The 20,163-nt window shown below is 72.3% G+C and carries 16 protein-coding genes and 2 pseudogenes; 6 read left to right on the forward strand and 12 right to left on the reverse strand.

Features of this window, described 5'->3' with window-relative positions:
* Positions 1-73: 73 nt before the first annotated feature.
* Complete coding sequence (mptB, locus tag ADL25_RS13295) at positions 74-1,462, forward strand: polyprenol phosphomannose-dependent alpha 1,6 mannosyltransferase MptB (protein WP_059127907.1); 1,389 nt, start codon at positions 74-76, stop codon at positions 1,460-1,462.
* Positions 1,459-2,814 carry a glycosyltransferase 87 family protein gene (locus ADL25_RS51830; protein ID WP_059127908.1) on the forward strand — a complete coding sequence of 452 codons (1,356 nt, stop codon included), beginning with the start codon at positions 1,459-1,461 and terminating at the stop codon, positions 2,812-2,814. Before mptB ends, ADL25_RS51830 begins: the two co-directional genes overlap by 4 nt.
* Before the next feature lie 83 nt (positions 2,815-2,897).
* On the opposite strand, the pseudogene ADL25_RS46030 reads toward ADL25_RS51830, so the two are convergent.
* Both ADL25_RS46030 and rho read right to left on the reverse strand, forming a co-directional pair.
* Positions 2,898-3,725 (reverse strand): annotated as a pseudogene (locus ADL25_RS46030) (D-alanyl-D-alanine carboxypeptidase family protein); the annotation flags it as partial.
* Between the two features lie 99 nt (positions 3,726-3,824).
* A complete protein-coding gene (rho, locus tag ADL25_RS13310; protein WP_059127910.1) occupies positions 3,825-4,964 on the reverse strand; it encodes a transcription termination factor Rho in 1,140 nt (379 codons plus the stop codon).
* A 466-nt stretch (positions 4,965-5,430) separates the two neighbouring features.
* Here rho and ADL25_RS13315 point away from each other — a divergent pair, with 466 nt between their 5' ends.
* A complete protein-coding gene (locus ADL25_RS13315; RefSeq protein WP_199839155.1) occupies positions 5,431-6,639 on the forward strand; it encodes a cytochrome P450 family protein in 1,209 nt (402 codons plus the stop codon).
* Between the two features lie 111 nt (positions 6,640-6,750).
* Here ADL25_RS13315 and ADL25_RS13320 read toward each other — a convergent pair whose 3' ends face one another.
* Both ADL25_RS13320 and ADL25_RS13325 read right to left on the reverse strand, forming a co-directional pair.
* The gene (locus ADL25_RS13320; RefSeq protein WP_252125291.1) at positions 6,751-7,809 is read right to left on the reverse strand and encodes a glycoside hydrolase family 19 protein; all 1,059 of its coding nucleotides are present in this window, start codon (positions 7,807-7,809) and stop codon (positions 6,751-6,753) included.
* Between the two features lie 453 nt (positions 7,810-8,262).
* Entirely contained in the window at positions 8,263-9,846 is a 1,584-nt protein-coding gene (locus ADL25_RS13325; RefSeq protein ID WP_059127912.1) for an alpha-amylase family glycosyl hydrolase, read from the reverse strand.
* 157 nt (positions 9,847-10,003) lie between these two features.
* On the opposite strand from ADL25_RS13325, the gene ADL25_RS13330 reads away from it, so the two are divergent.
* Positions 10,004-10,747 (forward strand): class I SAM-dependent methyltransferase, encoded by a 744-nt coding sequence (locus ADL25_RS13330; RefSeq protein ID WP_059128182.1) that lies wholly within the window; start codon positions 10,004-10,006, stop codon positions 10,745-10,747.
* 108 nt (positions 10,748-10,855) lie between these two features.
* On the opposite strand, the pseudogene ADL25_RS13335 reads toward ADL25_RS13330, so the two are convergent.
* From ADL25_RS13335 to ADL25_RS13365, 7 genes and pseudogenes are all read right to left on the reverse strand, one after another.
* A pseudogene (locus tag ADL25_RS13335) lies at positions 10,856-11,588 on the reverse strand (GntR family transcriptional regulator).
* A 120-nt stretch (positions 11,589-11,708) separates the two neighbouring features.
* Complete coding sequence (locus ADL25_RS13340; RefSeq protein ID WP_059127913.1) at positions 11,709-12,881, reverse strand: serine hydrolase domain-containing protein; 1,173 nt, start codon at positions 12,879-12,881, stop codon at positions 11,709-11,711.
* Positions 12,882-13,080: 199 nt separating this feature from the next.
* Positions 13,081-14,151: an ABC transporter permease gene (locus ADL25_RS13345; RefSeq protein ID WP_059127914.1), complete on the reverse strand. Its 1,071-nt coding sequence runs from the start codon at positions 14,149-14,151 to the stop codon at positions 13,081-13,083.
* A gap of 257 nt (positions 14,152-14,408) precedes the next feature.
* The gene (locus ADL25_RS13350; RefSeq protein ID WP_059128183.1) at positions 14,409-15,374 is read right to left on the reverse strand and encodes an acetylxylan esterase; all 966 of its coding nucleotides are present in this window, start codon (positions 15,372-15,374) and stop codon (positions 14,409-14,411) included.
* A gap of 108 nt (positions 15,375-15,482) precedes the next feature.
* Positions 15,483-16,067 carry a hypothetical protein gene (locus ADL25_RS13355; RefSeq protein WP_059127915.1) on the reverse strand — a complete coding sequence of 195 codons (585 nt, stop codon included), beginning with the start codon at positions 16,065-16,067 and terminating at the stop codon, positions 15,483-15,485.
* A gap of 290 nt (positions 16,068-16,357) precedes the next feature.
* Complete coding sequence (locus tag ADL25_RS13360; protein ID WP_059127916.1) at positions 16,358-17,131, reverse strand: ferredoxin reductase; 774 nt, start codon at positions 17,129-17,131, stop codon at positions 16,358-16,360.
* The gene (locus ADL25_RS13365) at positions 17,124-17,729 is read right to left on the reverse strand and encodes a sulfite oxidase-like oxidoreductase (protein WP_059127917.1); all 606 of its coding nucleotides are present in this window, start codon (positions 17,727-17,729) and stop codon (positions 17,124-17,126) included. Before ADL25_RS13365 ends, ADL25_RS13360 begins: the two co-directional genes overlap by 8 nt.
* Before the next feature lie 249 nt (positions 17,730-17,978).
* Here ADL25_RS13365 and ADL25_RS13370 point away from each other — a divergent pair, with 249 nt between their 5' ends.
* Both ADL25_RS13370 and ADL25_RS13375 read left to right on the forward strand, forming a co-directional pair.
* A complete protein-coding gene (locus tag ADL25_RS13370) occupies positions 17,979-18,905 on the forward strand; it encodes an NADP-dependent oxidoreductase (protein ID WP_059127918.1) in 927 nt (308 codons plus the stop codon).
* On the forward strand, positions 18,902-19,618 hold the full coding sequence (locus ADL25_RS13375) for a GNAT family N-acetyltransferase (RefSeq protein WP_059127919.1): 717 nt from the start codon (positions 18,902-18,904) through the stop codon (positions 19,616-19,618). The genes ADL25_RS13370 and ADL25_RS13375 overlap by 4 nt, the downstream gene beginning before the upstream one ends.
* An 18-nt stretch (positions 19,619-19,636) precedes the next feature.
* Here ADL25_RS13375 and ADL25_RS13380 read toward each other — a convergent pair whose 3' ends face one another.
* Entirely contained in the window at positions 19,637-20,131 is a 495-nt protein-coding gene (locus ADL25_RS13380) for a MarR family winged helix-turn-helix transcriptional regulator (protein ID WP_059127920.1), read from the reverse strand.
* Positions 20,132-20,163 lie beyond the last annotated feature (32 nt).

Genomic DNA, 20,163 nt, shown 5'->3' on the forward strand with positions numbered 1-20,163 from the left:
GGAGGCCGCCGCGGCGAGGGACGGACGTCGCTTTCTCGCCACCCGTCGTTGACACGCTTTCGGAGTGTTGGCCATGGCTTTCCCTGTCGATCTCCGCCGCTGCCAGGCGCTCGGTCTGGCCGGTACCGCCTTTCTCGCGTTGGGCGGTGAGACCGCCGGAGCACTGCCGGTCGCGGATCTGGTCTCCCCCGAGTCCGGGCGTGCCGCCCTCGGACTCGTGGGTGTTTACTTCGGGGTCGTCCTGCTGATCGCCGCCTGGGCGCTGCTCGGCAGGGTGATCCGCGGTCCCGAGCCGCCCACGCCGCGCGCACTGCTGCTCGTCCTCGCCGTCTGGGCGGCACCGCTGCTGCTCGCACCGCCGCTGTTCAGCCGCGACGTGTACAGCTACCTCGCGCAGGGCGCCATGGTCGATGCGCACATCGACGTGTACGCGCACGGGCCCGCACAGCTCGGCGGCCCGCTGGCGGACGAGGTGGCGCCGGTGTGGCGGGACACCGCGGCCCCCTACGGGCCCGTCTTCCTCGGTGTCGCCTCGGCGCTCTCCGGACTGACCCGCGGCGAACTGCCCGCCGGTCTGATCGGCATGCGGCTGGTCGCCCTCGTCGGCGTGGCCCTGATGGCCGCGGCGCTGCCGCGCCTCGCCCGGCAGTGCGGTGCCGATCCGGCCGCCGCGCTGTGGCTCGGCGCGCTCAACCCGCTGGTGCTGCTGCACCTGGTCGCCGGCGCCCACAACGACGCCATGATGCTGGGGCTGCTGGGCGTGGGCCTGCTGGCCGCCCGCGGCCGCCTGCATCTCCTCGGAGTCGTCCTCGTGACGCTCGCCGCGCTGGTCAAGGCACCGGCCGCGCTCGGCCTGCTGGCCGTCATCGCTCTGCGCCGCCATGTGGGCCTCGCCAGAGCGGTGGCGACGACGACGGTCGCGGCGGTCCTCACCACCGTGGGGGTCACCCTGCTCGCCGGCACGGGATACGGCTGGGTCGCGGCGCTCAGGACACCCATCTCGCCGCACAACTGGTCGCCCACGAGCGTTCTGGGCCGGATCACCGGTCGTCTGCTGGGCGGCTTCGGCAGCGGCTTCGCGCCCCTCGCGATCCCCGTGTGGCACGCGGCCGGACTTCTTGCCACCATGCTTGCAGTGCTCTTCATATGGCTCAAACTGCGGCCCGGACCGATCTACGCGCTCGGTCTGAGCCTCGCCGTCGTGGCCGTACTCGGACCGGCGATCCGGCCCTGGTACGCCCTGTGGGGACTGTTCCTCATCGCCGCGGCGGCGCCCAGCGCCTCCGTACGCCACCGGGTGGCCGCCGCCACCGCCGTCCTCGCCCTCGCCGTGCTGCCGAGCGGCGGACCGCCCGACGTACCCCAGGTGGTCCTCGCCGTCTCGGGCGGCGTACTCGCCGTGGTCGTGCTGTGGCAGGCGCACCAGGCGGCCCAGACGCCGGTGTTGGGACGGACCGCGTGAGAGCGCCCCACACCGAGCGCGGACGGCTCGTACTGGTCCTGTGTCTCGCCGCCGCCGTGACCCTCTTCACCGCGACGGTGCCGCTGCTGCGCGGCTGGTTCGACCTGCGCGTCTACTACGGGACGGTGGACGCCTGGATGCACCACGGCGGCCACATCTACGACTACCGGGTGCCCGGGACGACGTACGGCTTCACCTATCCGCCGTTCGCCGCCCTGAGCATGCTGCCGATGGCGTTCGTCGGCCTGAACACGGCCATCGGCTGCGCGCTGCTGCTCAACCTCGCCGCCGTCTCCTTCGTGCTGTGGATCCTGATCGGTCCGGAACTGCGCCGCTACGGCTGGTTCGGCTGGGCCCTGGCCGCATGCGCGCTGGCGCTGCTCGAACCCGTACGGGACACCTTCAGCTTCGGGCAGGTCAACCTGCTGCTGCTGGCCCTCGTGCTCATCGACGCCTGGCTGCTGTCCAGCGGGCGGGGGCGTTTCGCCGGCATCGGTATCGGGCTCGCGGCGGCCGTGAAGCTCACGCCCGCGGTCTTCATCGGCCTGCTGCTGATCGCCCGCAGATGGCGGGCCGCCGCCGTCGCGACGGCCGTCGCCGTGGCCGCCACCCTGCTCGCGGCCTGGGCCGCGCCGGGCGCCTCCCGATTCTACTGGGCGCACGCCCTGTGGGACACGAACCGCGTCGGGCGCCTCGACTACGTCTCCAACCAGTCGCTGCAGGGCGTCCTCGCCCGGCTCGCGGCGCCGGACGATCCGAGCCACGCCGCCTGGGCCCTGGCCGTCCTCGCCGTCCTCGCGGTGTGGGTGTGGCGCACGCACCGGGCGCTGCGGTCCGGGGACTGGCGGGCCGCCTTCGCGCTCACCGGGCTCACGGCCTGCCTGATCAGCCCGATCACCTGGGTGCACCATCTCGTCTGGCTGCTGCCGTCGTTCGCCGTTCTGGTGCACGCGCGCCGGCTGCGGTTTGCGGCCGTCCTCTACGCCGTGCTGTGCAGCAGCGTGGTGTGGCTGTGGTTCGACGACGCGTCGGGGATCGACGGCTTCCTCGGCAGCAACACCTATGTGTGGATCACCCTCGGTCTGCTGCTGTGGCTGCCGGTCGGTCAGCCGCGGGCCGACCGTCTGCCTCTGAGCCAGAGTGCCAGCGCGACCACCGCTCCCACGGCCAACCCGACCGTTCCCGCGAGCACGGCCCTCGCCGGCCAGTCGGGGGCCGCCGCCGCCGCGGTCGGCACCGCGGTCGGCCCGGACCGTGACACGGCCGGCCGCTCGGGCAGGAGCGAGCCGACCGGTGTGACGCGTCCGGCGGCGGTGAAGCCCCAGTCGAGCAGCGAACGGGCCTCTTCGTAGACGTCGTGGCCGCGGTGCCGCTGAGGGTTCATCACCGTCACGATGAGGGTGCGCCCGCCGTGGCGCGCGGCGGCCACGAGCGTGTTGCCCGCGTTGGTGGTGTAGCCGTTCTTGATGCCGATCAGACCGGGGTAGGCGGCCACCCCGTCGCGGCCGGTCAACAGCCTGTTGGTGTTCGCGATCTCGAACGAGGCTGCGCCGTTGGCGGGGAACCGCGATTCGACGGTGCCGCAGTAGCGCCGGAAGTCCGCGTTCTGGAGCCCGGCCCGCCCGAACACCGCGAGGTCGTAGGCCGACGACACCTGACCATCGGCGTCGTACCCGTCGGGTGAGACCACGTGCGTGTCCAGGGCGCCCAGCTCGTGCGCCTTGGCCTGCATCTGACGGACCGTCGAAGGCACACCGCCGTTGATCGCGGCCAGGACGTGCACGGCGTCGTTGCCGGAGTTCAGGAAGACGCCCCGCCACAGATCGCTCACCTGGTAGGTATGGCCCTCCTGGACGCCGACGAGGCTGCTGCCCGCCCCGATGCCCTGCAGTTCCCGGTTGGTGACGGTGTGCCGGGTGTCGGCGGGCAGCACCGGCAGGACCGTCAGGGCGAACAGCGTCTTGAGCGTGCTCGCGGGCGGCAGTGCGCGGTGCGCGTCGTGCGCGGCGAGCACCTCGCCCGTCGTGGCGTCGCCGACCACCCAGGACAGCGCCGACACATCCGGCAGCGCGGGGGCCCCTGAGCGCGGCTGCACCTGCGTCCCGGACGCATACAGGAGCGAGGCGGCCGGGCGGGGGGCGCCGGGGCCGCTTCCCGTGTCGGAGGCCGCCGGGTGCGCCGGCAGGGCCAGCGCACAGATCACGCTGAGAGCGCACCAGGAGGAGGCCGTGCGGGGCGAGAATCGGATGGTCATACCGGACATCGTAGGAATGGTGAGGGTGCGTACGCACCGAAGAGATGGGCCGAGTGGGGGGATCGTGCACCCGGATGTCGCACATCCGGGGGATCGGAGCCGAACTGCTCAGCCGACGGGCAGCGTGGGCTGGACGAGCCGCAGGAAGGCCGCGTTGTCGGGAGTGGCCCGCATCCGCTCCAGCAGGGTCTCCAGGTTCGCCTGCCCCTCACGGGACTGCAGAGCGCGGCGCAGACCTCGCACGGCCGTCAACTCGCGTGCCGGAAGGAGGAGTTCTTCGCGCCGGGTGCCCGAGGCGGTGATGTCCACGGCCGGATAGACCCGGCGGGAGGCGAGGGCGTCGTCCAGGCGGAGCTCCATGTTGCCTGTGCTCTTGAGCTCCTCGAAGAAGTAGGCGTCCGCGCGTGACCCCGTCTCCACCAGCGCGGTGGCCAGAATGGTGAGCGAACCGCCTTCCTCGGCCAGGCGCGCGGCGCCGAACAGCCGCTTGGGGCCGTGCAGGGCCGCGGCGTCCACGCCTCCGCTCAGGGTGCGGCCGCCGGTGGCGGCCACGTTGTTGTGCGCCCGGCACAGCCGGGTCAGCGAGTCGAGCAGGATGACGACGTCCTCACCTTGTTCGACGAGTCGCTTGGCGCGTTCGACGACCAGTTCGGCGAGCGCGATGTGCTGCTTCGGCGTCCGGTCGAACGTCGAGGCGTAGACCTCTCCGTCCACAGAGCGCCGCATGTCGGTCACTTCTTCCGGCCGCTCGTCGAGCAGCACCACCATCAGCCGGCACTCGGGGTGGTTGCCCGCGAGGGCCGCGGCGATCTGCTGGAGCAGCACGGTCTTGCCCGTCTTGGGCGGCGCCACGATGAGCCCGCGCTGTCCCTTTCCGACGGGGGAGACGAGGTCGAGCACACGTCCGGACAGGCCGGCCGCCGGGTGTTCGAGCCGCAGCCGCCGGCGCGGGTGCAGCGGGGTGAGGTCGCGGAAGTGCGGGCGGTGGCGCAGCTCCTGCGGAGAGCGGCCGTTGACGCTCTCGACCTCGATGAGGGAGCGTCCGCCGGGGGTGCCGACGACGGAGTCGCCCCTGCGCAGCCCGTATCGGCGGACGAGAGCAGGGCCGACCTGGAGGTCGGCGGGCGAGGACAGGCAGCCGGCGGCGCGCAGATGCCCCTTTCCCTGCTGGTCGATGTCGAGCACGCCGGTGACGGTCCGGGGCGGGATCTGCTGCTGTGCGGGGGGTTGTTCCAGAGTGAGGGTCATGAGTGGTCCTTTCGAGGACGGACTGCACGGGACAAGAGGGGGAAGGGCCGGGAGGCGGCATGATCACGCCTCGTCGCGGCGGAAATCGGTACCTCGGGCACGGCGACACGCGCCGCTCACGAGATGATCCGGGAAAGCCGATACGTCGGTCGCAGAAGGACGGACGAGTCAGCGAACTGAGGAGGAAAGAGCACCGGCGCCCAAGAAGAGGCGTCCACGAATGCTGATCGCACTGTAGCACTCAGCGGCCGGTCGGGATACGCCACAGCTCTTGGAGGGTCCAACGCGTCGACGGTCTCGTTCATTCCGGACTCCGGTGCGAACGGGCCACGACCCCCGCGCAGTGGCGCGCACGGGAGCTGCGTGTGATGCCGGGAGGGGGCAGAATCGTCCGTTGTACGGCGTCGGTCCCGACCCCTTCGACGAGGAGTTGCCGGTGGACACCCCTTCCGCCGCACCACACCGCATGGCCCCTTCGGGCGGCTGTCCCCACGCCGACAACGCGCGGCTGCTCGCCCGGGGTGCCGTCGTACCGGTCGTCCTGCCGGGGGAGATCGAGGGGATGGCCGTGGTGGGGCACGAGGCGCTCAAGGAGTTCCTCGCGCACCCCGACGTCGCGAAGAACGCGCGGCACTTCACCGCACTGCGCGAGGGGCGGATCAGCGAGGGCTGGCCCCTGCTGACCTTCGCCACCGTGCAGGGCATGACCACCGCGGACGGTGAGGACCACCGGCGGCTGCGCTCGCTCGTGAGCCGGGCTTTCACGGCGCGGCGCGTCGAGGAGCTGCGGCCCCGCATCGAGGAGCTGACCGTCTCGCTGCTCGACGACCTCGCCCGTGCGGCCGCGTCGGACGGCGGGGTGGCCGATCTGCGGCGGCACTTCGCGCTGCCTCTGCCACTGGGGGTCATCTGCGAGCTGCTCGGTGTCGAGGACCGCCACCGGGACCGGCTGCACCGGCTGTCCGGACATGTCGTCGCCACCGACATCGGTCCGCAGCAGGTGATCGCCGCGAACCGTGAACTCGTCGCCGTCCTCGGCGAGATCGCGCAGGCCAGGGCCGAGCACCCGGGAGACGACCTCACCAGTGCGCTCATCGCCGCCCGCGACGAGGAAGGCGACCGGCTCAGCCAGCAGGAGCTGATCGGCACGCTGGTACTGATGATCATCGCCGGGCACGAGACCACGCTGAATCTGATCACCAACGCCGTACGGGCGCTGTGCGACCACCGCGGCCAGCTCGAACTCGTCCGGTCGGGTCATGCGACCTGGGGGGACGTCGTCGAGGAGACCCTGCGCTGGGACGCTCCCGTGAGCTACTTCCCCTTCCGTTATCCCGTGCGGGACCTGACCGTGGGCGGCACGGTCGTCCCCAAGGGCACGCCCGTGCTGGCCGGATACTCCGCCGCCGGGCGCGACCCGGCCGTCCACGGGTCCGACGCCGACCGGTTCGACGTCACCCGGCCCCGCCGCGGCGGGGCCGTGCGGAGCCTCTCGCTCGGACACGGCGCCCACTACTGCCTGGGCGCGCCGCTGGCCCGCCTGGAGGCCGGGATCGCACTGGAGGGCTTGTTCACCCGCTTCCCGGACCTCGAACTCGCCCTGCCCGAGGGCGAGCCGCCCCGGCACGGGAGTTTTGTGGGCAACAGCGTGCTCACCCTGCCCGTGCGCCTGTGATCCCGCGCTCGCGGCGGCCGTGCGGGCGGCCGATGTCCGTGGACGAGTGTCCCGGGCAGGCAGGGGGCGAGGGGAAGGGCCGGGGTACGGGACCCCGGCCCTCCGGCGTGCTCAGCAGTACAGGTTGGAGCCGGGGCTGACACCGAGGATGGAAGTGAAGCGCTGGTAGGCGTCCACGCGGCTCTGGACCTGTGCGGGGTTGCGTCCGTCGCACTCCAGGGAGCCGTTGATGCTGCGGATCGTCTGGCCGAAACCGGCCTGGTTGACCATCGCGTTGTGCGGGGTCATCGTGCCGGGACCGGACTGCGTGTTCCAGTACCACAGGCCCGTGCGCCAGGCCACCGCGGAGTCGTTCTGCACCAGCCACGGGTTGTTGAGGAGATCGATGCCGAGCGCGTCCCCCGCGGCCTTGTAGTTGAAGTTCCAGCTGAGCTGTATGGGACCGCGTCCGTAGTACGCCGCCTGACCGGCGGGGCAGCCGTAGGGCTGGCCCCAGTCGCAGTAGGTGGGGTAGTTGGCCGTGTTCTGCTCGACCACGTAGACCAGCCCGCCGGTCTCGTGGTTGACGTTGGCGAGGAAGGCCGCGGCCTCCTGCTTCTTCACGGTGTCGCTGCCGGTCTTCGCGAACCCGGGGTAGGAGCTGAGGGCCTGGACGAGACCGTTGTAGGTGTAGAAGGAGTTCCGGTTCGGGAACATCTGGTTGAACTGGGCCTCGGTGACCACGAATCCGGACGGGTTCTGGTTGCCGCCGCCGCCCGCGGGGGCGTTCCACTTCTGATTGGCCGCGCCGGTGCAGCTCCAGATCTGCAGGCGGGTGCCGTTGGCGGAGTTGTTGTCCCGCACGTCCAGGCACTTGTTGGCGGCCGGGTTGACGATGTCGTGGGCCGCGGTGACCACCCACTGCTGGTTGGCGCTGCCGGCGCAGTCCCACAGCTGGACCGCCGCGCCGTCGGCGGTGCTGCGGTCGACGACGTCGAGACACTTGCCGAGCGCCCGCAGGGTGCCGTCACCCGGGTTGGACCAGAGCTGCGCTCCGGTGCCGTTGCAGTCGTAGAGCTGTACGGCGGTGCCGTTGGCACTGTTCGCTCCGGCCACGTCGACGCACTTGCCGGCGAGTCCGGTGATCCGGCCGTCGGCGGCGTGAGCGGGCAGCACGGTCGAGAGTGCCATGAGGACGGCGGCGAGAACGGCGCCGACCGTGAGTCGGCCCAGGAGGGCACGTCTGGGGAAGAAGCGTCTGAGGCGGGGGGTGGCCATCACGGAGTTCACTCCTTGTCGGTTCTGGACGTTCCGGGTGACGACGATGCGTGCGGCGCCGGGGGTGTCCCGCTCCTGCGCGGGGCGCCCGCCGTGGCCGTGCTCGCTCGATGGTCGACGCGACTGAACTTCGGTCGAATGCAAGTGACTTGACGGCCCGGAACCTAAAGGTCTGAACCAATCGCGTCAAGAGGTGAAGCGTCGCAACGTTGTCGTCCCGGCCAACTTCCCAGAAGTCGAAGGCCGCCTCGGGGGATGTGGAAGGCGGGTGGAACCCGCCGCGCCGCAGCCTCGCCTGATGGGGCATCAGGCGAGGCGTGGTGCAGCGGCCGGGTGCCGGGCAGCGGTCCCGGGCACCCGACCGCTCTAAGCGTCCAGTTCGAAAATGCCGTAGCCGAACCCACGGGCGGTGACAGCCCCGCCGGAGATCTCCACACCGGAGGACTCCAGGGCGCGGGCGGCGCCGAGGAAGGGATGAGCGGACTCGTCCCGGCGGGGATTGACGACCACCAGATAGCGGCCGCCCCGTACGTACACGAAGGGGTATCCCGTGTGCAGCACCTCGAGCGAGCCCTGCGGGCCGAGTTCGGGCGTGGTCGAGCGCAGGGCGATCAGCCGGCGTACGAGGTGCAGCAGCGAGGTCTCGTCGGTGCGCTGTGCCGCGACCGTGGGGCGATCGGGGGAAGGGTCGAGGGGAAGGTAGAGCCGGTGCCCGGGGGAGGTGGAGAAACCCGCGTTCGGACCGTCGTCCCACTGCATCGGGGTGCGGGAACCGGCGCGGTTGTAGCGCGGACCGAGGACGCTGCCCTCCTTGTCGGGCAGCCCGGGGACGTAGCGCATACCGATCTCGTCGCCGTAGTAGATCGCCGGCAGCGTCGGCCACGTCAGCTGGAACGCGAAGGCCGCGGGCAGCTGTTCGGGCGTACGGGGGCCGCAGTTCAGGCGGGAGAAGTCGTGGTTGGCGGTCGGCAGGGAGATGAAGCCGGAGCCCCGCACGGCCGTCGCCGCCTTGTCGTACGCCTCCACGAACGGGCGTGGGGAGCCTTTGCCCTCGGGGTCGAAGAAGCAGTCCATCGGGTCCCAGGCCGCGTCCAGCGTGCCCTCGCCGTTGTTCCACAGCGAGCGCAGGGGCAGGCCGTTGGTGGGGCCGCCGAAGTGCAGGAAGAAGTCCGTGTGGAAGCCCGCCGGGACCGACACCTCCGGGTCGCCCCACTCCGACAGCAGCACCGCCTTCGGATGGGCCCGGTCCAGCCACTGCCGGAGCTCGGTCCAGACCCCGGCCGTCTCCGAGCGGTCCTGGTCGTCCTTGACGAGTGAGGCGGCCATGTCGACCCGGAACCCGGCGAGGCCGAGCCGGAGCCAGTGGTCCATGATCTCGCGGAGCGCCGCGCGGTTGGCGCGCGGGCCCTCGGCGTCCACGGGCTGCCGCCAGGGTTCGGCCGGATCCTCCCGCGCGTAGCCGAAGTTGAGCGCGGGCTGGACGTCGAAGAAGTTCGGCAGGTACGAGCCGGGACGGGTTCCGGGTGAGGGGACGAAGCCGTCGGGACGGCCCTCGGGGGCCCAGATGTAGCGGTGGTCCTCCGGGTCGTCGGCGGAAGCCCGGAACCAGGGGTGCTGATCGGAGGTGTGCCCGGCCACCAGGTCGAGCAGGACGCGGATACCGCGGCGGCGCGCCTCGTCGACGAGCGCGGCCAGGTCGTCGGCGGAGCCGTAGCGCGGCGCGACGGTGAGGTAGTCGGCGACGTCGTACCCCGCGTCGCGGAAGGGCGAGACGAAGCAGGGGTTGAGCCACACTGTGTTGACGCCCAGCCACTCGAGGTGGTCGAGACGCTCGGCGATCCCGTTGAAATCGCCGATGCCGTCGCCGTCGGAGTCGGCGAACGACTGCGGATAGATCTGGTAGAAGACGGCGTCGGCCAGCCAGGCGGGGGCGGGACGGAACGAAGTCATGGGCGGGACCCTACGGCAGTGTGCGCGGATCCGGAGGGGCGCGTCCCCTTTGATCGGGGACGATCCGGCGTGCACGGCCGGGAAGCGTCCGCCCCGGTCCCGGCTCCTCACGGGGAAGGGATCCCGTCCGTCCCCCGCAGCCCCTAAGCTGACCATGATGTTCTCCCCGCACGGTCCCACCCTCCGCGAGCTGGCCGTTCAGGCGCTGTCCTCGGTCGAGCGCGGCTACGACCTGCTCGCGCCCAAGTTCGACCGCACCCCTTTCCGCACGCCGGACTCCGTGCTCGGCGCGGTCGAGGGGGAGCTGGAGGCCTTGGGACCCTTCGAGTACGGGCTCGACCTCTGCTGCGGTACGGGCGCCGGCGTGGATGTGCTGCGCAGGGTCTGCCGCGGAAGCGTGACGGGCGTCGACTTCAGTGCGGGGATGCTGGCCGTCGGACGGGAGCAGGTGCGCTCCGACGGACCGCCCGGCGTCGCCTGGGTGCGTGCGGACGCCCGCGCCCTGCCCTTCGGTCCCGCCTTCGATCTGGCCGTGAGCTTCGGTGCGTTCGGCCACTTCCTGCCGGAGGAACTGCCCGGCCTGTTCGCCGAGGTCCACTCCGTGCTGCGGCCGGGCGGACGGTTCGTCTTCCCCGTCGGGGCCCCGCCGCGTCCGGACTCGGCCTGGTACTGGGCGTCGCTCGGCTTCGACGCGGTGATGCGCGTGCGCAATGCCGTCCGTCGCCCGCCCTTCGTCATGTACTACCGGACCTTCCGCTTCGGTGACGTACGGCATGAGCTGTCCCGCGCCGGTTTCGCGGTCGAGCATCGGGCGCTGCCCGCCTTCGGGCGGCGGCCCGACGGCAGCCCGCGCTGCCGGCTGATCGTGGCCACACGGGGGAGCGGCGCACCGCGGCCCTGACCCGATGGTGCGGTGTGCGCCGGGATCCGCCACTTCACGGTCCCGGGGCGGCGGAAGACCGATGGCGACGGGCCGCTCGGGAGCGGGCAACGGACGCGACCCGCGGCGTCAGTCGGCGGCGGGCAGGGTGAACTCGTAGACCAGTGCCTCCTGTCGGGCTTCCACCGTCAGATCGGTGACCTCCAGTGGCCGCTCCCACTGGTCGTGCACCTGCCGCGTCACCCGTACCGACGGCGGCACCGGGCTGATCGTGTCGCGGTGGTGCAGGGTCAGTCCCGCCGTGCGCATCCAGTCGTACGCGCGCCACAGTTCCGCCGAGGCGCGGCCGTCCGCCCGGTCGCGGTAGCGGGCCAGCTCCGGCACCTCGGCCACGGCGACCGCGGAGAAGGAGGTGACGGCCGTCCTCGTCCCGGACCCGTCCACCGCGGCCGATGTGTAGCGGTGGACCAGGGTCGGCCGCAGGGGTGCGAGGCCGAGGGCCCGGGCGTGCCCGGGCGTGGGCACCTCCCAGGTGACCGTGGCCCGGCCGGGCTCCGTGTCGTGCGCCACCCCCACGGGGAAGGCCGGCGAGGGGAGACAGGTCGGGCGCGGCGCCGGGCAGCACGGCGTGAGTCCCGCGCCGGTCCGTGGCGACGAGACCTCCGTGGCGCAGCATCTGCAGGGCCTGGCGCACGGTCTCCCGGCTGACGCCGAACTGTGCCGCCAACTGCCGTTCGCCGGGGAGCCGTTCGCCGGGCGGGGTGGCTCCCTGACGCAACTCCCCCAGGAGTTCGGCGGCGATCCGCCGATAGAGCGGCTCCTTGTGTGCGTCGGGATGTTCCGGTCGGGTGGTGCGGGCCATGTCCGCGCCTCCTGGTGACAAGACGTAGCCGTGCGGGATCGGTGCGCGACCAGATCTAGCATTGGTCTAAACCACAGGGAAGGGCGGGCCGGGAGTTCGGCCGGATCCCGTCCGCACCGCCTACGCCTGGAGCGAGCGGTACAGGGCGTCCAGGAGCGCCATCTTCCTCGGGTCGTCGGCGATGTGCGGGCCCATCCGGTTCATGACGTAGCCGAGGGACACGCCCGCCTCGGGGTCGGCGAGACCGCAGGACCCGCCGAAGCCGTCGTGTCCAAAAGCCCTCGGGTTCGGTCCGTAGGAACCCTCCGTGCCGCTCAGCCAGACCCCCAGCGCGATCTCCGTGTCCCTGCCGAGCCCGGCGCCCAGCACCAGGTCCCGGCAGCTGCCCTGTCCCTCGCGCACCCGTTCGGCGGCCGCGGGCGACAGCACCTGCCGTCCGTCCCATGACCCCCGCCCGGCGAAGATCCCGTACAGCGCGGCGACCGCCCGGGCCGTGCCGTGGCCGTTGAGAGCAGGCAGTTCCGCGGCCCGCCACCCGGGGCTGTTGGCCTCGGCGGCACCGACCAGCGGATTGGCCAGGGCCGCCACCGCCACGGGTGTCAACTGGGAGAAGGCCGCGGCCTGCTCACTGCTGTCCGCGACCGGCGGCTGGACCAGCTCCGCCGCCCTGCCGGACTCCTTCTCGGGCAGCCCGACGGTGAAGTCGATGCCGAGGGGTCCGGTCACCTCGCGCTCCAGGAATGCACCCGGCAGCAGCCCCGAGACCCGCCGTACCACCTCGCCCACCAGGAACCCGTAGGTCAGCGCGTGGTAGCCGCTTCTCGTACCCGGCTCCCACCAGGGCTCGGTCGCTGCGAGCCGGGCGACGGTCAGTTCCCAGTCGTACAACTCGTCCGCCGAGTGCGGCTCCCTGAGTCCGGCGAGGCCGGCGCGGTGGGACAGCAGATGCCGCACCCGCACGGACTCCTTGCCCGCGGCCGCGAACTCGGGCCAGTACTCGGCCACCGGAGCGTCCAGGTCCAGCAGACCGCGATCGGCCAGGATGTGCAGACACAGCGCGGCCGGGCCCTTGGTCGTGGACCAGACGTCGACCACCGTGTCGCGTTCCCATGGCCGGGTGCGCCCCGCGTCCGCCCAGCCGCCCCACAGGTCCACCACCGTGTCGCCGTTCAGCGTCACGGCGACGGCCGCACCGAGTTCCTGCCGCCCGCGGAAGTTCTCCTCGAACGCCTCGCGGACCGCCGTGAAACGTGGATCGCACCGTCCGTCGATCTCTGGCTCGTACTGGGACATGGGCCCTCCGATCCGTCGCGGGCCCGTCCGGCCGGACGGGCGGGGCGTGTTGAACATACCGACTGGTCGGACTGAGTGGAAGCCGTCGGACGGGCCCTGGGCGTAAGGCCATGGCGCGGCCGCCGCCGGTCGGTCTCGCCCCGGCGCGCGTCCCGCCGACAGCGTCCGGACGGTCGTGGCGGGAGTGGCACCGGCACCGTCACTCCGAACGCTCCACCGCGCTCCGGTACCCGGGATGACGGTGCTTGAAGAGCCAGAAGACGGTCGAGGCGACAAGTGCCCAGCCGGCGAGGACCAGGAAGGGGAAGGCGTGAAGCCGGCCGGTGAAGTAGACCTCGGTGTGGAGGGCGCTGATGGCGGCACCCGTAGGCAGCCAACGGCCCACGGCGCCCAGGAGCGGGGGAAGGAGCGGCCAGGAGACCGCACCGCCGGACGAGGGGTTGCCGATCAGGACCATCAGGCCCCAGGTGGGGATGATCGCCCACCGTCCGATCAGGACCGCGAACATCAGGAAGACCATGCCCGCGGAGAACATCGTCAGCGCCAATGTCAACCAAGCCGACACGAAGGGCAGATCGACCGCGTGGAGCAGCCAGTCCACGACCGCGGCGATCGTGAACGCCCCGAGCAGGGAGTAGGCGACGGTGAACACGATGCGCTGGCCCGGGGTCAGTTCCTTCGCGTGCACATTCATCTGGATCGCGCCCACGAAGCCGAGCACCACCGCCGCCAGCGCGATGTAGAAGATGGCCAGACCGCGCGGATCACCTCTCTGGTTCGGTTTGATGTCCCGCACCGTGACGTCCGTGCCCACCTTCTCCCCGACGACGGGGGCCGCCTGCTCCAGAACCTGCGCCACCGACGCCCCCGACGCGGACGAGACGTCCATCGTCACCGTCCGCTCCTGGCGCACGTCGAAGATCGCGAACACCGTCTGCTCCTCGACCGCGTTCCTGGCCTGTGCGTAGTCGGGGTATCTGTGGACGTCGAGCGAGGCGTTCAGCGCCTTCTCCATGCCCGCGAGGAAGGCCGCTCCGTGCGCCGTGCCGTGCGGGTCGACGACCGCGACCGGCACCCGGTGCGGCACGGGATCGGAGAAGGCATAGGTGTACGACCACGCGAAGAGACCCGCCACCACCGCGATGATGAACACGAGGACCGTCGCGGGCAGGTACGGGGAGCGCCTGGCCGCCTCCCAGCGCTCGGCCCGTGTCGGAGGCCGCCGGTGGGCTCCGTGGCCACCGGTGTCGTGCGCCTCGGACTCGGGCATGGCAAAGACGCTAGGGCAGCCGGGTGCGCTCTGCATCCGGAGGATGCCGGCGCCGCCATGCGGCCGCGGTGTGCACGGTGGAGCGACCCGCGCGCAAGGACCCCGGTCCGCGGCCCGGAGCGCGCGCCCGCCGCGTGCTCGGTGGGAGATGTCCGCCCCGATCAGCCCTTCGGAGCGGCCGGGTGACGACGGCACGGCTCGGCCGACGGGCGCATGAAGCGGCCGTCGGCACGGTGCCCGCCGTTGCCCACGGCCCGTCAGAGACGGGCCGGCAGCCAGCGCAGCTTGACGGCTTCCTGGTACGGACCGCCGCCCTCATGGTCGTTGAAGTCGTACACCTCGATCTTCTTGTCGTCGTGCGCCCAGGCGTTGAACGCGGCGAACACCGTGGACGGGGGACACGTCTGGTCCTCCAGCGCGGCCGAGAACAGTGCGGGGGCCCGGCCTCGCGCGGCGAAGTGCACGCCGTCGAAGTACGACAGCGTGCGCATGACCCGCTCGGTACGGCCGCGATGCGTCTGGAGGTAGTTGCCGATCTCACGGTAGGGATTGCGGTCCGTGAGCCTCGTGGCGCGCGGGAAGTCGCACAGGAACGGCACGTCCGGCGCCACCGCCGCCAGATCCGGTACGAGGCCACCGACCGCGATCGTGATGCCGCCGCCCTGGCTGGTGCCGATGGCCGCCGTGCGGGAGGCGTCGGTCAGGGGATGCGAGCGGGCCGCCTCGACGGCCCGGACCCCGTCCGTGAACAGCCGCCGGTAGTAGTACGTCTCGGGGTCGTCGACCCCACGCGTCATGAACCCGGGGAACGCGGGAGCACTGCCCACCGGGTCCGGGGTCTCGCCGCCGCCCCACGCGCTGCCCTGGCCCCGGGTGTCCATGACGAAGTGCGCGAAGCCCGCCGACGCCCACAGCAGGTGCGTGTGCGGAAGGGCGCGTCCGCCGCCGTAGCCGATGTACTCCACGACCGTGGGCAGCGGTCCGTCCACGGACGACGGCACGGTGAGCCAGCCCTTGACGGGATGGCCGCCGAACCCGGCGAACGTCACGTCATGGACCTGGACCGTCCGCAGACCCGTGTCGACCGGTTCGAAGCGGGCGTCGAGGTCGTGCTCACGGGTCTCCTGCAGCGTCTTCGCCCAGAACGCGTCGAAGTCCGACGGCTCGACGGAGGCGCTGCGGTACGTGCGGAGTTCGTCGATCGGCAGATCGAACAAGGCCATGAAGGACCCCCTGGCGTCGGGCATGCGGATGATCACACCGTACGGTGGCCGTTCCGGGCCCGCCAGACCCCTCTGGCGTCTGCCCCACTGCACGGGAGGGCCCGCCCGTCACGCCGTGCGCCGCCCCCACTCCGGACCTGTACGGGCCCACTCGGCCTCCCATTCCGCCATGCGGTGCCGCTGGGCGATCCGGCGGATCACGGCACGGGCCAGCAGGACCGCCCCGGCCGCTCCGGCCCCGGCCCACACCCCCGTCGTCAGGGCGTGCTGCCACACCGCGGTGTCGCTCGGCGGGGCGGCGACGCTCCGGTCCCTCGCGTCCAGCCACACATCCGCCCGGTCGCCGCGCAGCGAGCCCGCCGGGACCGGCGCGACCGCGGTCCGTGTGCCCTTGTCCGGCTCGGTCCAGCGCACCTTCACCCGGTACTGGGGCTGCTTGCCGCCCTGCGCCGAAGGCACCTCGGACGGGGCGTCCTCGAGGAGTACCGCGGACACCTGATGGCGCTCGGCGCGCTGGGTCAGCTGAGTCGTGTGCGCGGTGCCGTAGGCCCACAGACCCGCGGCCGCACCGGCGAGCGGGGCGCCGAAGCACAGCAGAACGGTGAGGAGCGCGGCAGTCCACGCCTCGACCACATCCGACCTGCGGCGCAGCGGATTGCGCCGCCAACGCCAGCCGCGCACCCGGGTTCGCATCTCGACCTCCTTGCCGCCACGTCCCGCTCGTGGACGGGCCGAGACCTCTGCCGCGCGGGACAGGTGTGGAAGCCGCGCGCCTTCCCGGCCACGAGAAGGACCCCCTCGGCCAAGCACCGCACCACCCCTGTCGCGCCACCCGCCCGCCACCCGCACAGAACCGGGCGGCGAGTACTCATGGCCGTGTGCCCACGGGGAGCGCGACGCTTCCGGCATGAAACGGCTTTTATCCAGATTCTCCTCTCGGGCGACGTTCCCGGCCATCCGGCCCCGAAACCCGGGACCGGGGGTCAGCCGAAGCGTTCGATACGGATGCGGTCCACCGGCTGCCCCGCCTCGACGAGCAGCCGGGAAGCGTGCTCCGCGAAGCCGTTCGAGCCGCACACATAGGCCTCCCACCCGCCGGGCGGCGCATCGGCGACCAGCGGCGCAACATGGGCGGCCGACATGCGGCCCACGGGTACACCCGCGGGGGCGCCGCGGGTGAAGACGGGCGTGGTCTCGGCCCCGTACTCGTCCGCGTAGATCAACTCTCGCGGCCCCCGCGCCGAGACGAGAAGCCGCAGGGGCACCCGGAGACCGCGCGACCGGTGGTGGCGCACCATCGACATCAGCGGGACGACACCGGAGCCCGCGCCGACCAGCAGCGCAGGCCGGTTGCCGGGCCAGGCGAAGAAGCCGCTCAGCGGGCCCCGCACCTCGACGGTGTCTCCCGGCCTCGCCACCGTGTGGAACCAGCCGGAGACCTCACCGCCCTCGACACGGTCCAGGGTCAGTTCGATGTGCCCGGCGTCGTCGGGCGGTGACGCGATCGAATAGTGGCGCTGCGCCACATAGCCGTCCCGGGCGGTCAGCCGCAGCAGCAGATGCTGTCCCGGCAGATGCCCCGCCCACCCGGGAACCGCGAAGCGGAAGGTGGCCGCGTGCGGAGTCTCCCGGCGGATCACGGTCAGCGTCGCCGTCCGCCACGCGGACGCCGCGTCGCCGCCCACGGCGATCCGACCGGGTACGGCGAAGCGCGTGGGCGGCACGAACGGCCCGGGGCCCAGGGTCGTCTCAGTCACCGGAGTACCGCTGCTCCTGCCAGGGGTTGCCCCGTGCGTGGTAGCCGTTCTGCTCCCAGAAACCCGGCTCGTCGTGGTCGAGGATCCTGAGGCCGGCGATCCATTTGGCGCTCTTCCAGAAGTACAGGTGGGGCACGAGGAGCCGGGCGGGACCACCGTGCTCGGCGGGCAGCGGGCGGCCCTCGTACTCGAAGGCGATCCAGGCGCGTCCGCCGCTCAGATCGGCCAGTGGCAGGCTGCTGGTGTAGCCGGTGTGGGAGTACGCGACGGCGTGTGTCGCGGTGGACCCGGGTCCGACGAGGTCCAGGAACACATCCAGGGAGACCCCGCGGAACCGTGTCCCGAACTTCGACCAGCCGGTCACGCAGTGGACGTCGCCCTCGTAGGTCGACGCGGGCAGGGCACGCGCCTCCTCCCAGTTCCAGGTGCGGGGCTCGGCCACCAGACCGTCGATCCGCAGGGTCCAGTCGGCGGCGTCCAGGTCCGGCGTCACCTCGGCGGACAGTACGGGCCAGTCGTCGCGCGCGTCGTACTGGCCGGGTGGCAGCCCGGGATCGGGGACCCGCGGGCGCCCGGTGAAGCCTCGGGTGACGTTCATGGGGGGTGGTGCCTCCAGGCCGCCGGTACGGCAGGGCCGGTTCGTGCGTGATCGATGCGTACGCATACAACGGTACGCGCTCGCCCGGTGCGCCCCCGCCACCCCACCGGACGCGATCATTGCGAGTGCATGAACTCCGCGCCCGCCCGGGAATAGCCGGCGGGTGATCTTCCTTGCGGTGTAGTGGCCGGAACCGGTGGCGTCAGCGGCGGTGGGTCCGGCGAGCAGCGAGGGAGAGTGAGGCTGGACATGCCCAAGGCGTACGCGTACACGCGGTACGGCGGCCCCGGGACCGAGGCGTTCATCGACGTGGACCGACCGGCCCCGGGCCGCGGGGAGCTTCTGGTCGCCGTGCGTGCGGCGGGTGTCAACCCGATCGACTGGAAGCTGCGCTCGGGCTTCCGGCGTCCCGGCGATACGGGCACGCCCGAGTTCCCCGTCGTGTTCGGCAGCGAGGCCGCGGGCGTGGTGGAGGAGGTCGGCGAGGGCGTGACCGGCTTCGCGGTCGGGGACGCCGTCTTCGGCAACACCGTGGCCGGCGGCTACGCCGAGTACGCCGTGCTGCCCGCGGCGGTGACCGCGCATGTGCCGGACGGCCTGTCCTTCACGGACGCGGCTGTGCTGCCCGTCGCGGCCGCCACGGCCTACGACGGGATCCGCGGCCTGGATCTGCCCGCGGGCTCGACCGTGCTGATCACCGGCGCGGGCGGGGGAGTCGGTGTCGCCGCGGTCCAGCTTGCCCGCGCCTTCGGCCTGAGCGTCGTCGGCACGGCCGGTGAGGGCAAGAAGGACTTCGTCGAAGGCCTCGGCGCCGTGCACGTCCCGTCGGGACCGGACCTGGCCGCCCGGGTGCGGGCGGCCGCGCCGGGCGGCATCGACGGCGTCTACGATCTCGTCGGCGGCGACGTGCTGACCGAGGCGGCGACCCTGCTCGCCGACCGCTCGAAGCTGATCACCGCCGGAGCGTCGCCCCAGGACGTCGAGCGGCTCGGCGGGTCACGTGTGGTCCGCGCCCGTACGGCCGCCGTGCTCGACGAGGTCGCCCGCCTGGTGGAGCACGGAGACCTCGATCCCCGCGTGACCGAGACCTTCCCGCTCGAACGGGCCGGGGACGCCCTCCGCGCGGTCGAGGGCGGCCACGCCCGGGGCAAGATCGTGATCGAGGTGGGCGCATGAGCGCCGGGCGGCACGTCCTCGACAACCCCGCACTCACCTCGCTGACCGGACCGCATGCCCACTTCGCCGAGCGCCGGGGCCGCGTTCTGCGCTACCCCCTGGACGTGTCGCCGTGGGTGGGACTGCCCGACGAGCCCGGCGCCGACGACTGGGCCGACCTCGCGGCGCTCGCCGGTCCGGGAGCCGAGGCCCCGATCCCGGGCTTCGGCGGTCAGGTCCCCGAGGGGTGGGAGGTCACCTTCGCCCTGGACGGTGTGCAACTCGTCGACGACGGCCTGGCCGCCGCGCCCGACGCCGAGGCCGTACGGCTCACCCACGCCGACGTGCCGGAGATGCTGGACCTGGTCGAGCGCACCCGGCCCGGACCGTTCCTGCCGCGCACCGTCGAGCTGGGGACCTACCTGGGCATCCGCCGGGACGGCGAGCTGATCGCCATGGCGGGCGAGCGGCTGCACCCGCCGGGCTGGACCGAGATCAGCGCCGTGTGCACCGATCCCGCCTTCCGGGGCCAGGGCCTCGCCACCCGGCTGATCCTGGCGGTCGCGCACGGCATCCGCGAACGGGGCGAGACGCCGTTCCTGCACACCGCTGCGGAGAACACCAACGCCATCCGGCTCTACGAGTCCCTCGGCTTCCGGCTGCGCCGCACCACGAGGTTCCTCGCGGCGCGGGTTCCGCAGCGCGCGGGGGACGAGCAGACCGTCGGGATCTGACGGTGCGCCGGCCGGTCGTCAGTCGGTGGCCGGCGTGACCGGAGTCGCGGCCGCCGCCGCGTTGTACCGCAGCAGATACGCCGCGAAGCGTTCCAGGTCGGCCTCCGACCAGCCCGTCAGCCGCTCCTGGAACGCCCTGCGCCGGCTCTCGTCGACCGTGGCGAGGATCTCGCTGCCCGCCTCGGTCGGATACAGCACCTGCACCCGGTGGTCGTCCGCATCGAGCCGCCGCCCGATCAGCCCGGCCCGCTCCAGCGCCGCCACCTGCCGGCTCACCGTGGACTTGTCCAGCCCGTAGTGGGCGGCCAGGTCGGTCGCGCTGCAGCCGCCGCTCTGCTCCAGATGTCCGAGCAGGGTGTACGAGACGAGCGACAGCTGCGGATGCATCCGCCCGGCCGTGGCTCGGGCGCGGCGGGCGAACGCGGTCAACTCGCGGTTGATGGTCTCGACCGCCGCCCGGGCAGCGGGGGCGCGCTCCGCGGTGGTCCCGGCGGACCGCTCGGCTGTCGTCACGGCACTCCCACCTCCTCGCACGTATGGTTGCA

Source organism: Streptomyces sp. NRRL F-5122 (assembly GCF_001507435.1).
GTDB lineage: Bacteria > Actinomycetota > Actinomycetes > Streptomycetales > Streptomycetaceae > Streptomyces > Streptomyces lannensis.